General features: G+C 72.8%; 11 protein-coding genes and 1 riboswitch. Of the genes, 3 read left to right on the forward strand and 8 right to left on the reverse strand.

Going from position 1 to position 13,448, the window contains the following annotated elements; all coding sequences use genetic code 11:
* Positions 1-54 precede the first annotated feature (54 nt).
* From ACFUEL_RS21895 to ACFUEL_RS21905, 3 genes are all read right to left on the reverse strand, one after another.
* A complete protein-coding gene (locus ACFUEL_RS21895) occupies positions 55-1,098 on the reverse strand; it encodes a peptidoglycan DD-metalloendopeptidase family protein (RefSeq protein ID WP_380238194.1) in 1,044 nt (347 codons plus the stop codon).
* A gap of 5 nt (positions 1,099-1,103) precedes the next feature.
* Positions 1,104-1,223: riboswitch (cyclic di-AMP (ydaO/yuaA leader) on the reverse strand.
* Positions 1,224-1,631: 408 nt separating this feature from the next.
* The gene (locus ACFUEL_RS21900) at positions 1,632-1,826 is read right to left on the reverse strand and encodes a hypothetical protein (RefSeq protein ID WP_344550069.1); all 195 of its coding nucleotides are present in this window, start codon (positions 1,824-1,826) and stop codon (positions 1,632-1,634) included.
* A gap of 488 nt (positions 1,827-2,314) precedes the next feature.
* Complete coding sequence (locus ACFUEL_RS21905) at positions 2,315-3,526, reverse strand: PP2C family protein-serine/threonine phosphatase (RefSeq protein ID WP_380238195.1); 1,212 nt, start codon at positions 3,524-3,526, stop codon at positions 2,315-2,317.
* A gap of 148 nt (positions 3,527-3,674) precedes the next feature.
* Between ACFUEL_RS21905 and ACFUEL_RS21910 the strand changes: the two genes are divergently transcribed.
* A complete protein-coding gene (locus ACFUEL_RS21910; RefSeq protein WP_380238196.1) occupies positions 3,675-4,928 on the forward strand; it encodes a GNAT family N-acetyltransferase in 1,254 nt (417 codons plus the stop codon).
* 80 nt (positions 4,929-5,008) lie between these two features.
* Here ACFUEL_RS21910 and ACFUEL_RS21915 read toward each other — a convergent pair whose 3' ends face one another.
* Together ACFUEL_RS21915 and ACFUEL_RS21920 are read right to left on the reverse strand one after the other, a co-directional pair.
* Positions 5,009-5,494: a ribose-5-phosphate isomerase gene (locus ACFUEL_RS21915; protein ID WP_380238197.1), complete on the reverse strand. Its 486-nt coding sequence runs from the start codon at positions 5,492-5,494 to the stop codon at positions 5,009-5,011.
* A 71-nt stretch (positions 5,495-5,565) separates the two neighbouring features.
* Positions 5,566-6,162 carry a biotin transporter BioY gene (locus tag ACFUEL_RS21920; protein ID WP_380238198.1) on the reverse strand — a complete coding sequence of 199 codons (597 nt, stop codon included), beginning with the start codon at positions 6,160-6,162 and terminating at the stop codon, positions 5,566-5,568.
* Between the two features lie 284 nt (positions 6,163-6,446).
* Between ACFUEL_RS21920 and ACFUEL_RS21925 the strand changes: the two genes are divergently transcribed.
* Positions 6,447-7,841: an amino acid permease gene (locus ACFUEL_RS21925; protein WP_380238199.1), complete on the forward strand. Its 1,395-nt coding sequence runs from the start codon at positions 6,447-6,449 to the stop codon at positions 7,839-7,841.
* A 63-nt stretch (positions 7,842-7,904) separates the two neighbouring features.
* Here ACFUEL_RS21925 and ACFUEL_RS21930 read toward each other — a convergent pair whose 3' ends face one another.
* Positions 7,905-8,540 carry a disulfide bond formation protein DsbA gene (locus ACFUEL_RS21930; RefSeq protein ID WP_380238200.1) on the reverse strand — a complete coding sequence of 212 codons (636 nt, stop codon included), beginning with the start codon at positions 8,538-8,540 and terminating at the stop codon, positions 7,905-7,907.
* A gap of 176 nt (positions 8,541-8,716) precedes the next feature.
* On the opposite strand from ACFUEL_RS21930, the gene pepN reads away from it, so the two are divergent.
* Positions 8,717-11,302, forward strand: coding sequence for an aminopeptidase N (gene pepN / locus ACFUEL_RS21935; protein ID WP_380238201.1), 2,586 nt, complete (start codon positions 8,717-8,719; stop codon positions 11,300-11,302).
* Positions 11,303-11,376: 74 nt separating this feature from the next.
* On the opposite strand, the gene ACFUEL_RS21940 is transcribed toward pepN, so the two are convergent.
* Together ACFUEL_RS21940 and ACFUEL_RS21945 are read right to left on the reverse strand one after the other, a co-directional pair.
* Positions 11,377-12,330 carry a carbohydrate ABC transporter permease gene (locus tag ACFUEL_RS21940; protein ID WP_380238202.1) on the reverse strand — a complete coding sequence of 318 codons (954 nt, stop codon included), beginning with the start codon at positions 12,328-12,330 and terminating at the stop codon, positions 11,377-11,379.
* 10 nt (positions 12,331-12,340) lie between these two features.
* Positions 12,341-13,273 carry a carbohydrate ABC transporter permease gene (locus ACFUEL_RS21945; protein ID WP_380238203.1) on the reverse strand — a complete coding sequence of 311 codons (933 nt, stop codon included), beginning with the start codon at positions 13,271-13,273 and terminating at the stop codon, positions 12,341-12,343.
* Positions 13,274-13,448: the final 175 nt, after the last annotated feature.

Below are 13,448 nucleotides of genomic sequence, written 5' to 3' on the forward strand. Positions count from 1 at the left end.
CCGCGCAGCGGACCGCGGGGCCTTCGGGGTGGTGCCGGGGAGTGGTGCCGGGGATCAGACGTTGACGCCGTGGGCCGCCAGGTAGGCGACCGGGTCGATGTCGGAGCCGTAGTCCGGGGTGGTGCGGATCTCGAAGTGCAGGTGCGGGCCGGTCACGTTGCCGGTGGCACCGGAGAGGCCGATCTGCTGGCCCGCGGTCACGGACTGGCCGGCCGAGACGGAGATCGAGGACAGGTGCGCGTACTGGGCGTACTTGCCGTCGGCGAGCTTGATGACGACCTGGTTGCCGTAGGCGCCGCCGTTGCCGGCCGAGACCACGGTGCCGGCCGCGATCGCCTTGAGGCTGGTGCCGGTGGCGACCGGGAAGTCGATGCCGGTGTGGTAGCCGCTGGACCAGCTGGAGCCCGCCACCTTGTAGCCGGTGGTGACGCTGCCCGGCGCGGGGGCGACGTAGCCGGAGGAGGAGCTCGCGGAGGAGCCGCTGCCGGAGGCGGTGGAGGTGGTCGCGGTCGACGACTTGGCGGCGGACGAGGACGAGGAGGACGAGGAGGTGGTCGACTTCTGCGTCTGGGTCTGCGTCCGGGTCTGGGCCTTCGCCTGGGTCTGCGCCTTCGCCTGGGTCTGGGCCTTCGCGGTGCCGGTGTCCGAGGTGGCCGGGGCCTTCGGGGTGGCGGCGGCCGCGGCGGCCGGGGCGGTGTCGGCGGAGGTCGTCGCAGCGGCCCCGCCGTTGACGGTCAGCTGCTGGCCCGGGTAGATCAGGTCCGGGTTGCCGCCGATGACCGAGCGGTTGTCCTGGTAGAGCTTCTCCCAGCCGCCGTCCACGTTCTTCGCGGTGGCGATCTTGGAGAGGGTGTCGCCGGAGGCGACCCGGTAGGTCTGCGCGGCGGCCTGCTCGGCGGTGCCGGCGCCGGTGTCGGCGACCGGGGTGGCGTCGACCGAGACCTGGGCCCACTGGCGGGCGCCGTCGTGCTGGTCGGCGGTGTGCGCGGAGGCGGCGGTGACCGGGAGGCCGACCGCGGCGCCGGCGACGCCGGCGGCGATGGCGATGCGGACGACGGTGGCCAGGCGCGGCTTGCGGTGCTTGCCCTGAGCGGACATGAAGCTGTTCCTCTCCGACGCCTGCGAGGTGAGCTGTCGGGTTCGGGCGAGAGTTGCCCGGCCGCGTGCTGCGCGGCTTCACCCCGAGCCGTCCCCGTGCGTTCCGGGTCCGGCGTACTACCTGTGGTTCCCCCGCTCCTGCCGTGGCGTGGTCTCTGGTCGGCACCGGGCGGCGGCAGGACTAGGCGTTCCGCTCGGCGGCCAGCCCGGTCGATGTCCGGGCTGCGGAGGAAGCAAAACCCACGGCTCGCGGAGCTGGCAAGCGCCGAAAAGCCCCGTCCCCGGGCTCGGGAGGGGGCTGACGGTCCACCAGGTCACGCTCTGCCGCCGGCGGGCTGCGGTGCGCGTACGGGATCATGACGGTGCGCCCACGAACCGAGCACGATGGGCGACTTCGGCCACCGTGCGGGTACGGGCGCTGACCTGGCGTGACGACATGGGTGACCCTGGTCACCCGCGGGCAGGACTTTGGGACGGCGCGGGGGTGACTCCCGTCCGTCGAAACGCGTTCCCCGAGCAGGTCGGACGGGGCGTCAGCCGGCGATGCCGGAGATCGCCTTGGAGACCGACTGGAGGAACTGGGTGATCGGGGCTGCCATGTTCGACTGGCTGAGCATGAAGCCGAACAGTGCCGCCATGACGGCGTGGCCGGTCTTCAACTGCTTGTTGCGGATGAAGATGGCGACGATGATGCCGAACAGGACCAGGGCGGAGACGGAGAAGGCCACCGGGACTCACTTCCTCGATTCGTGGCGGGGATTCGGGTCGGAACCGGCGACGGCTCCAGGCGGAAACCGGCCCCTGCCCCCCGTGTCCCCACCACTCCATCCGGACTCAGTGTGGTCGCTCGTGCGGAGTGCGTAAAGGACTTGCCCCGTCGCCCGGGGCCCCAACCCGCGTGCTGGGACTGATTTTCGCCGTCCGTGACGATAGCGGACGGGTTCTGACGGACCGTCGGCGGGACGGGCTCCGCCGCGGTGGCGGCGGCAAAGCGGCAGGCAGGCCGGGCATCCGCCCGCGGTCCGGGCGGGCCGGTGGAATTGGCCGAAGATCAACGTCCGGGTTTGACACTCCGTGGGCACTTCTCGCGCACCGTTCCCGCGCACCCGCGCGCCCCGCGGGCGCCCCCGCGAACGGCCTCCGGCGCGGCTCCCGGCGGCACTCGGGCGCTCGGGTACTCGGGCGCTGGGTGCTCGGGCACTGGGTGCTCGGGCGCTCAGCGGCGCCAGACCAGCAGCACCGCGCGGTCGTCGTTGACGTGCTTGGCCACGCTGTCGATCAGCCGGACCGCGGCGCCCGAGCGCCCGGCCACCGGGGTGGTGGCGACCAGCCGGTCGGCCTCGCCCATCAGCCGGTCCATGCCCTCGCCCAAGTCCCGGCCGGGGATCTCCACCATGCCGTCGGTGCACAGCATCAGCACGTCCCCGGGGCCCAGCGTCCCGCGCACGCCTTCGAACTTGGCGCCGTCGTAGACGCCGAGCAGCGGGCCCTCGGCCTCCTTGACCTCCCAGTGCCCGGCCCCGGCGAGCCGGTGCATACCGGGGAGGTGGCCGGCCGAGAGCAGCTCGTACTCGCCGCTGTCCAGGTCGAGGACCAGGTGGACGGCGGTGGCGAAGCCCTCGGCCCAGTCCTGGCGCAGCAGGTAGCCGTTGGCGGCGGGCAGGAAGTCGTGGGCGGGCAGCGAGCCGAGCAGCCCGCCGAAGGCGCCGGAGAGCAGCAGGGCGCGGCTGCCCGCGTCCATGCCCTTGCCGGAGACGTCGGCGAGGACGACCTCCAGCACCCGGCGGCCGGGGCCGGTGCGGGCGGCGACCATGAAGTCGCCGGAGAAGGACTGGCCGCCGGCCGGGCGCAGCGCGGTGTCGGTGTGCCAGCCGTCCGGCAGCCGGGGGACGCGGCCCTGCACCCGGATCCGCTCGCGCAGGTCGAACAGCATGGTGGAGCCGCCGCGCCAGGGCACGCCGATCCGGCGGCGGAACTGGGCGACCAGCAGCCCGGCGACGCCGACCGCGCCGACCACCAGGGCCGCGCCGGGGGTGACGCCGTGCCGGTAGGCGGCGGGGAGGTCGCTGGCCAGCTGCTCGCCGGTGTGCACCACGGACTCGGTGATCAGGCCGCCCGCCGCGACGGCGTACAGCAGCACCAGGGTGCCGGGGCGCAGCAGCAGCGCGCCGGCCAGGACCGGCAGCACCAGGGCGGTGGGCGGGGCCCAGTCGGGGGCGAGGATGTTGAGCAGCACCAGCAGCGGGACGACCAGGGCGAGCGCGGCGAACGCCCACCAGTCGGCGCCGTCGCCGCGGAAATAGTCGACGCCGGTGCGGCGCAGCCTGCGCCGGGCCCGGTACAGCGCCGCGCGCAGCCGGGCCGTCACGGGTTCGCGGGACGGTCGGCCGCCCCGGCCCGTCGCACTGGGACGCGCGCTGCCGGCCATGGGGACCGACCTTATCCACCGCCGGTGTCCGCGTCGACGGGCCGGGTGGCACCGGGGGCGGCGGAAGCCGGGTTTCGGCCGCCGGGGACACGTCGGGGCGGCGCGGATGTCCGCCCGTCCGGGCCGGGGCCGGTGATAGGGAGGCGTCATGACGATTCGACACCCCGAGCTGACCGTCCGGCCGCTGCGCGCCGAGGAGTGGGAGACCTGGTACCGGACCGTGGAGGTGGCCTTCGGCGGCGACCAGGAGTCTTCGGAGGAGCGGGAGCTGTGGCGGCGGCTGATCGGCGTGGAACGCACCCTGGCGGTCTGGTCCGGCGGCCGACTGGTGGGCGGGGGCGGGTCGTTCGACTTCCGGCTGGTGGTGCCGGGCGGGGCGGTGGTGCCCGCGGCGGGGGTGGTCGCGGTGGGGGTGCTGCCGACCCACCGGCGGCGGGGCGCGCTGACCGCGCTGATGCGCCGCCAGCTGGACGGGGTGCGGGCGGCCGGGGAGCCGCTGGCGGTGCTGACCGCCTCCGAGCCGGTGATCTACGGCCGGTTCGGGTACGGGCCGGCCACCCGCAGGGCGTCGGTGTCGATGCTGCGCGGCCGGGTGCGGGTGCACACCCCGGAGCGCGACGGCGAGGCGGTGCTGCGGCTGGCCGACCCGGTGGCCGAACTGCCGCGCTGCGAGGAGCTGTACGCCCGGCTGGCCGCCGTCCGGCCGGGCACCCTGCTGCGGCGGCCGGGCTGGGAGGCGGTGCCGGTGCTGGACGTGCCGTCCGGGCGGGCCGGGTTCTCCCCGCTGCAGTGCGTGCTGGCCGAGGACGCGGAGAGCGGCGAACTGCTGGGCTACGCCCGGTACGCGGTGAAGCCGGAGTGGACCGACCGGGGCGCGGCCGGGGTGGTGCGGGTGCGGGTGGTGCAGGCCGAACGGCCTTGGGTGGCGGCCCGGTTGTGGGAGTTCCTGCTGGACCTGGACCTGACCGAGCGGGTGGAGGCGGACAACCTGCCGGTGGACGACGCGCTGCTGCACCTGGTGTCGGACGTCCGGCACCTGCTGCCGCGGATCGTGGACGGGATGTACCTGCGGCTGGTGGACCTGCCGGTGGCGCTGGCGGCGCGCGGCTACCCGGCGGCGGTGGACGTGGTGCTGGAGGTGACCGACGCGTTCTGCCCGTGGAATGCCGGGCGCTGGCGGCTGACGGCCGCGCCGGGCGGGCCGGCCTCCTGCGTGCGGACCGGGGATCCGGCCGAACTGGCGCTGGACGTCCGCGAGTTGGGCTCGGTGTACCTGGGCGGCGGTTCGCTGGCGGCGCTGGCCGCGGCGGGCCTGGTGCGGGAGCTGCGGCCGGGGGCGCTGGAGCCGGCCGCGGCGGCGTTCCGTTCGGGCCTGGAACCCTGGCTGCCGCACGGGTTCTGAGTGCGGCGGGCGGGTTCCGAGCGCGGCGCACGGGCTCTGAGCGCGGCGGCGGGGGCGGCCGGGCGGGCGCCCCCGTCGGCTCAGCCCTGCGGGTGGTGGGCCGGGATCGGCGGGAGTTCGCCGGTGGTCTCGTACTCGGACAGCATGTCGATCCGGCGGGTGTGCCGCGGCTCGCCGCTGTAGGGGGTGTTGAGGAAGACCTCGACGAACTTGGTGGACTCCTCGACGGTGTGCATCCGGCCGCCGATCGAGATCACGTTGGCGTTGTTGTGCTCGCGGCCGAGGGCGGCGGTCTGCTCGCTCCAGGCGAGGGCGGCCCGGACGCCCTTGACCTTGTTGGCGGCGATCGCCTCGCCGTTGCCGGAGCCGCCGATCACCACGCCCAGCGCCTCGGGGTCGGCGGCGGTGCGCTCGGCCGCCCGGAGGCAGAACGGCGGGTAGTCGTCCTCGGCGTCGTAGATGTGCGGGCCGCAGTCGACCGGTTCGTGCCCGGCCCCCTTCAGCCACTCGACGAGGTGGTTCTTCAGTTCGTATCCGGCGTGGTCGGAGCCCAGGTAGACGCGCATGACCACGAGTGTGACATGCCGCCGGGCCCGCTCCCCGGCAGGGGCGCGGACCCGGTGGTGGTGACGCTGCGTCAGCGGCGGCCGAGCAGCTTCCAGGTGAGCGGCAGGGCGCCCATCGCGAGCACCATCTTGAGCGCGTCGCCGACCAGGTACGGGTACAGGCCGAGGTGGGCGGCCTTGGCGAGCGGGACGTCCAGGGCGAAGGCCAGGTAGGGGACGCCGACGGCGTAGATGGCCAGGCTGCCGAGCGCCATCGCCCCGGCGGTGGCCAGCGGGCTGCGGTCGGCGCCGCGGCGGGCCAGCGCGCCGGTCAGCGCGGCGGCGACCACGAAGCCGATCACGTAGCCGAGGGTGGCCAGGCCCGCGCCCGAGGTGCCCTCGGCGAACCAGGGCAGGCCGGCCGTGCCGGCGGCCAGGTAGAGGCCGAGCGCGGCGGCGCCGCGGCGGGCGCCGAGCGCGGTGCCGACCAGCAGCGCGGCGAAGGTCTGGCCGGTCACCGGCACCGGGGAGCCGGGGACGGGCACCGAGAGCTGCGCGGCCAGGCCGGTCAGCGCGGCGCCGCCGGCCACCAGGGCGAGGTCGCGGGCGCGGGCACCGAACCGGGTGGACGCCTGCGGCAGCAGGTCGGCGAGGACGGCGGTGGACGGTATCGGCGCGGAGATGGCCACGGCTGCTCCCAGGGGTTTCGTCGGCTCGGTGCGGTGATCACCTGTGAACCTACGCGCTGTCAGGTGCTTCGCGCCGCGTCGGCCGTGACAAAAGCGGACCGCCCCGGCTTGTCGGGTCCGGCCTGTGACCGGGCCCTCACCGGCACCCTGGGTACTCTTGCGGCGACCGTCCGTCACATCGCGGTCCGGATGGCGGGACCGCCTGGGAGCTCCACATCCCTTGCCGAATAGTGGACAGACCCACCTGAAAATCACCAATCAGTCGAACAGTCTGGAATCGCCGCATGCCCCGCACCCCCTCCCCCGAGACCGTGCCCGCCCGGGAGCCGGCCGCCGAGGACGCGGGCCTGTCCCACGGTCTCGAGCAGCGCCACCTGTCGATGATCGCGCTCGGCGGCGTGATCGGCGCGGGGCTGTTCGTCGGCTCCGGCTCCGGGATCGCCGCGGCCGGGCCGTCCGTGGTGCTGGACTTCGCCGCCTCCGGGCTGCTGGTGATGCTGGTGATGCGGATGCTCGGCGAGATGTCCGCCGCCCGCCCCGCCTCCGGCTCCTTCTCGGTGCACGCCGAGCGGGAGGTCGGCGGCTGGGCCGGGTTCACCGTCGGCTGGCTGTTCTGGGTGCTGCTGTGCGTGGGCGTCGCGGTGGAGGCGATCGGCGCGGCCGGGATCGTCTCCGGCTGGCTGCCCGCGGTGCCGTCCTGGGCCTGGGTGGCGGTCTTCATGGCCTTCTTCTGCCTGACCAACCTGGCCGCCGTCCGCAACTTCGGCGAGTTCGAGTTCTGGTTCGCCGCGATCAAGGTGCTGGCCATCACCGCCTTCCTGGTGATCGGCGTGCTGGCGATCTGCGGCCTGCTGCCCGGCACCCCGGCGCCCGGCCTGTCCAACCTGACCGGCCACGGCGGCTTCCTCCCGAACGGAACCAGCGGCCTGGTCACCGGCCTGCTCGCCTCGGTCTTCGCGTACGGCGGCCTGGAGACCGTCACCATCGCGGCCGCCGAGTCGAAGGACCCGCGGCGCAGCGTGGCGGTCGCGGTGCGGACCGCGATGTGGCGGATCGCGCTGTTCTACGTCGGTTCGATGGCGGTGATCGTCACGCTGGTGCCGTGGGACGACCCGGCGGTGGTCCGGCCGGGCCCGTACGTCGCCGTGCTGGACACGCTGGGCATCCCGGGCGCCGCGCAGGTGATGAACGTGGTGGTGCTGATCGCGCTGCTGTCCGCGATGAACGCCAACATCTACGGCTCCTCGCGGATGGCGCACTCGCTGATCGCCCGCGGCCACGGGCCGCGCGCGCTGTCCCGGATCTCCGGGGGCGTGCCGCGCCGCGCGGTGCTGGCCTCCTGCGGGTTCGGGTTCCTGGCGGTGCTGCTGTCCTACTGGTGGCCGGAGACCGTCTTCTCCTGGCTGCTGAACATGGTGGGCGCGGCGGTGCTGGTGGTCTGGGGGTTCATCTGCGTCGCCCAGCTGCGGACCAGGCGGCACCTGTCGGCGGCCGAACTCCCGGTCCGGATGTGGGCGTTCCCGTACCTGACCTACCTGGCGCTGGCCGCGATCCTGGCGGTGCTGGCGCTGATGACGCTGGACTCCGCCAACCGCGTGCAGCTGTACTTCACCGCCGGGCTGACGCTGCTGCTGGCGGTGGTGGGCGCGCTGCGCGGGCGCCGGCCGGCCGCGGCCTGACGCGGCGGAGCCCCGGGGACCGCCGACGGTCTCCGGGGCTCCGGCGGGCGCGGCTGCGGGCGGCTACTCGAAGGACGGGCCCGCGGTGCGGGTGCGCTTGATCTCGTAGAAGCCGGGGGTGGAGGCGACCAGGATCGTGCCGTCCCAGAGCCGGGCGGCGGCCTCGCCGCGCGGGGTGGGCGTGACGACCGGGCCGAAGAAGGCGACGCGGTCGCCGTCCGGGCCGTCGACGGCGATCACCGGGGTGCCGACGTCCTCGCCGACCAGGCCGATGCCCTCGGCGTGCGAGGCGCGCAGCGCGTCGTCGTGCGCGTCGGTGTCGGCGGCGTCGGCCAGCTCCTCGGGCAGGCCGGCGGCGCGCAGCGCGGCGACGATCGTCTCGCGGTTGTTGGGCAGGCCCTGGTTGTGGAAGCGGGTGCCGAGCTCGGTGTAGAGCGGGCCGAGTACCTTGTCGCCGTGCGCCTGCGCGGCGGCGGTCAGGACCCGGACCGGGCCCCAGCCGGCGGCCAGCAACTCGCGGTACTGCTCGGGCAGGTCGTCCCGGTTCTCGTTGAGGACGGACAGGCTCATCACGTGCCAGCGGGTGTCCACCGGGCGGAGCTTCTCGACCTCCAGCATCCAGCGGGAGGTCATCCAGGCCCAGGGGCAGATCGGGTCGAACCAGAAGTCGGCGATCTTGCGGGAGTCTGCGGTCGTCACTGACGGCGCCCTTCGGGTCGGCGGGTCGGGGGTTTCCCCCGGGGTGCAACGGCGGACGGCCCGGGTTGATTCCTCCCCCAGTGCAATGGCACAGGCCGGACGGCGTGAAAGGATGCCCCCGACGGAGTGCCATGAACACTCCGAAAACCGTGTGTTCCGTACAGAGGAGTGCCGACGTGCCGGGCAAGAACCTGAGCCGTGAGGAGGCCCGCGACCGGGCCGCGATCATCCGGGTGGAGAGCTACCGCGTCCACCTGGACGTCAGTGCGGCGGCCGACCCCGGCCGGCCCACCTTCCGTTCCACCACCCGGATCTCCTTCGACTGCGCCGAGCCGGGCGCGACCAGCTTCGCCGACCTGCTGGCCCCCGAGGTGGTCTCGGTCGAGCTGAACGGCATCGCGCTGGACGTGGCGGAGGTGTTCGACGGCACCCGGGTGGCGCTGCCGGTGCTGGCCGCGCACAACGAGCTGACCGTGGTCGCCGAGTGCGCGTACAGCCGCACCGGCGAGGGCCTGCACCGCTTCACCGACCCGGTGGACGGCGAGACCTACCTGTACACCCACTACGAGCCGGCCGACGCCCGCCGGGTCTTCGCGAACTTCGAACAGCCGGACCTGAAGGCCCCGTTCACCTTCACCGTGACCGCCCCCGCCGCCTGGGACGTGTACGCCAACGCGGTGCACGAGCGCGTCACCGGCGAAGGGGACGCCCGCACCTGGGAGTTCGCCCCGACCCGGCCGATCTCCACCTACCTGACCGCCGTGGTGGCCGGCCCGTACCACGTGGTGCGCGACCACTACTCGCGCGAACTGCCGGACGGCACGGTGCTGGAGATCCCGCTGGCCGCCACCTGCCGGCGCTCGCTCGCCGCGCACTTCGACGCCGACGAGATCCTCACCGTCACCAAGCAGGGCCTGGACTTCTTCCACCGGGAGTTCGACTACCCGTACCCGTTCGGCAAGTACGACCAGTGCTTCGTCCCCGAGTACAACATCGGCGCGATGGAGAACCCGGGCTGCGTGACCTTCCGCGAGGAGTTCGTCTTCCGCTCGAAGGTCACCGAGGCCGCGTACGAGTCCCGGGCCAACGTGGTGCTGCACGAGATGGCCCACATGTGGTTCGGCGACCTGGTCACCATGAAGTGGTGGGACGACCTGTGGCTGAAGGAGTCGTTCGCCGACTTCATGGGCTCCTACGCGCAGATCGGCGCCGGCACGAGGTACCGCTCCGCCTGGATCACCTTCGCCAACCGCCGCAAGGCGTGGGCGTACCGGCAGGACCAGTTCCCCACCACCCACCCGATCACCGCGGACATCCGCGACCTCGAGGACGCCAAGCTCAACTTCGACGGCATCACCTACGCCAAGGGCGCCGCCGTCCTCAAGCAGCTGGTCGCCTACGTCGGCGCGGACGCCTTCTTCGAGGGCGCCCGCGGCTACTTCCGCAAGCACGCCTACGGGAACACCGTGCTGGACGACCTGCTGGACGCCCTGGAGGAGACCAGCGGCCGCGACCTGCGCGCCTGGTCCGCCGCCTGGCTGCAGACCTCCGGCGTCAACACCCTGACCCCCGAGCTGGCGTACGACGCCGAGGGCCGGATCACCGAACTGGCGGTCCGCCAGGACGGCGCGCCGCTGCGCCCGCACCGGATCGCGGTCGGCCTGTACGACCTGACCGGAGACGGCGCCCTGCGGCGCACCGACCGCTACGAGCTGGACGCCGCCGGGGAGCGCACCGTGGTCGCCGCGGCCGCCGGGCGCCCGGCGCCCGCGCTGGTGCTGGTCAACGACGACGACCTGACGTACTGCAAGGTCCGGTTCGACGAGCGCTCGCTGGAGACCCTGCGCACCTCCCTCGGCGGCCTCGCCGACGAGGCGGGCCCGGACGCGCCGAGCCTGGCGCGGGCGCTGGCCTGGTCCGCGGTGTGGAACCTCACCCGGGACGGCCTGATGCCCACCCGCGACTACCTCGACCTGGTGCTGCGCTTCGCCGGCCGGGAGTCCGACGTCGGCGTGCTGCAGTCGCTGCACCAGCAGGCCGCCGCCGCGCTGGCGGTGTACGCCGACCCGGCCCGGCGCGCCGAGTACGCCGCCGCGCTGGCCGAGTGCGCGCTGCGCGAGCTGTCGCAGGCCGCCCCCGGCAGCGACCACCAGCTGGCCTGGGCCCGGTTCCTGGCCGACACCGCCGAGCGCGCCGACCACCTGCGGCTGCTGCGCGGACTGCTCGACGGCACCGGCCGGATCGACGGCCTGGACGTCGACCAGGAACTGCGCTGGACGTTCTGGCTGGCACTGGCCGCGCACGGGGAGGCCACCGCCGAGGAACTGGACGCCGAACTGGCCCGCGACCACACCGCCAGCGGCCGCCGCCAGCAGAACCAGTGCCTGGCCGCGCTGCCCACCCCGGAGGCCAAGGCCGCCGCCTGGGCCTCGGTGGTCGACTCCGACGAACTGCCCAACGCCCTGGTGGAGGCCCGGATCGCGGGCTTCAACCAGGCCGGGCAGCGGGAGCTGACCGCCCCCTACGCCGAACGGTACTTCGAGGTGCTGGAATCGGTCTGGGCGGAGCGCTCGATCGAGATCGCGATGCGGATCGTCGGCGGCTTCTTCCCGCGCTACCGGACCTCCGCCGAGACGCTGGCGGCCACCGACGGCTGGCTGGCCGCCCACCCGGACGCCGCCCCGGCGCTGCGCCGGCTGGTGCTGGAGTGCCGGGACGACCTGGCCCGGGCGCTGCGGGCCCAGGAGTGCGACGCCCGCTAACGGCTCCCGACAACGCGCCCGGGGCAACTCCCTCCTCCGGAGAGGGAGCTGCCCCGGGCGCGAGGGTGCTGCGACTACTTCAGGGTGGCCGAGGTCAGGCCCGCCTGGACCTGCCGCTGGAAGGACAGGTACACCACCAGCACCGGGAGCATCGCGATCGTCATGCCGGCGAACAGGCCGGGGAAGTCGCTGGCGTAGCCGGACTGCTGGGCCAGGTTCATCAGGCCCTGGGCCAGCATCGAGCGGTCCGGGTCGCTGCTGCTCTGCTGCTGCATCAGGGTCAGCGGCAGCAGGTACTGGTTCCACTGGCCGAGCACGTTGAAGATGAACACGCTGATCAGGCCGGACTTCGCCATCGGCACCATGACCTGGAAGAACGCCCGGGTGTGCGAGCAGCCGTCGATCATCGCGGCCTCGTGGACGGCGCTGGGCAGCGACCGGAAGAACGAGTGCAGGAAGAACACGGTGAAGGGCAGCGAGTAGGCCGTGTAGACCAGGATCAGGCCGGCGTACTGGTTCAGCCCGAGCCAGGGGATGACGGTGCCGAGGTTCTTCATCATGAAGAACAGCGGGACGAGCGCCAGGTAGACCGGGAACATCGCGCCGGCCACGAAGAAGTAGTAGATGACCCGGTTGCCGCGGAACTCGTACCGGGCCAGCACGTAGGCGGCCATCGAGCCGAGCAGCATGGTCAGCGTGAGCGAACCCGCCAGCACGATCACGGTGCTGACGAAGAAGTCGCCGATGCCCTTGTTCCAGGCGCGGGTGAAGGCGTCGAAGCCCCAGTGCGAGGGCCAGCTCCAGGCGCTGTCGCCGATCTCGGCGTTGTTCTTGAACGAGCCGAGGATGATCCAGATCAGCGGGCCGATGATCAGGACCGCCCACAGGGCCAGGAAGCCGTGCGAGAAGACGTTGAGGACTCCCCCGCCGTCGGCGAAGCGCTGCTCCTTGACCGGCTTGCGCGGCTTGTCGTTCCCGCCGTTGCGCTGGGCCGGGATGCCGGTGGTCGCGTCGGTGTTGGTGCTCATGCCGGGAACCTCAGAACTCGATCTTCTCGCGCCGGGTGACCCGGAGCGAGACGACGGACAGGACCAGGGTGATGAAGAAGATCACCACACCCATGGCGCAGGCGTAACCGGCCTTGCCGAAGGTGATGAAGTTGCGCATCAGCAAGGTCGCCATGATCTCGCTGTGGTGGTCCGGGCCACCGCCGTAGTACGCGCCGGGGGTCATCGTGGAGACCAGGGCGAAGGCGTCCATCGCGGCGATCGCGAGGTAGACCCAGGCGGTCTGGATGCTCTCCCAGAGCAGCGGCAGCGTGATCTTGAAGAAGGTGGTGCCGCGCTTGGCGCCGTCCAGCATGGCGGCCTCGTAGATGTCCTTCGGGATGCTCTGCATGGCGGCCGAGAACAGCACCAGGTAGAAGCCGACGCCGGACCAGATGATCACGCCCATGACGCACCACAGGCCGAAGGTCGGGTTGGACGCGAAGTCCCAGGGGTGCTGCTCGTCGACGATGCCGAGCGAGATCAGGACGCCGTTGAGCAGACCGCCCTTGTCCGTCCGGTACACGCCCTGGAAGAGCACCGACAGGATCGCCACCGAGAGCACCTGCGGGAAGAAGAAGACGACCTTGTAGAAGGCCGAGCCGCGCACGCCCTGCACGCCGCCGGTGCTGCTCCGGCCGCCCACGTTGAGCATGAAGGCGAAGAACAGCGCCAGCAGGATGGTGGCCAGCGGCAGCACGATCAGCAGCAGCAGGTTGTGCTGCAGCGCGCCGAGGAAGGCGCTGTCCTGGAACAGCTTGGTGTAGTTGTCCAGTCCGATGAAGTTCATCTCGGACGAGGCACCCGACCAGTCGGTCAGCGAGTAGCCGAAGGTCTGCAGGTAGGGCCAGATGACCAGAAGGATGTACAGCGCGACGGGCACCACGAGGAACCCGAAGATGAACGGTGTTTTACGGTGTCGCATGGGAGCTGCTCCTGTCCGCCGACAGCCTGTGGTCAGACAGGCCTGGAACTGCGGTGTCGCGTGGAACGGCCGGGGTCCGCGCCCGGACCCCGGCCTTGCGGTGTAAGGCCGTCGGCCTACCGGGGGTCAGACCTTATTGGAGGTCGCGGCCTTGCCGCGGGCGACCCACGCCGCC

The organism is Kitasatospora sp. NPDC057198 (assembly GCF_042670125.1).
In the GTDB taxonomy this organism is placed as follows: domain Bacteria; phylum Actinomycetota; class Actinomycetes; order Streptomycetales; family Streptomycetaceae; genus Kitasatospora.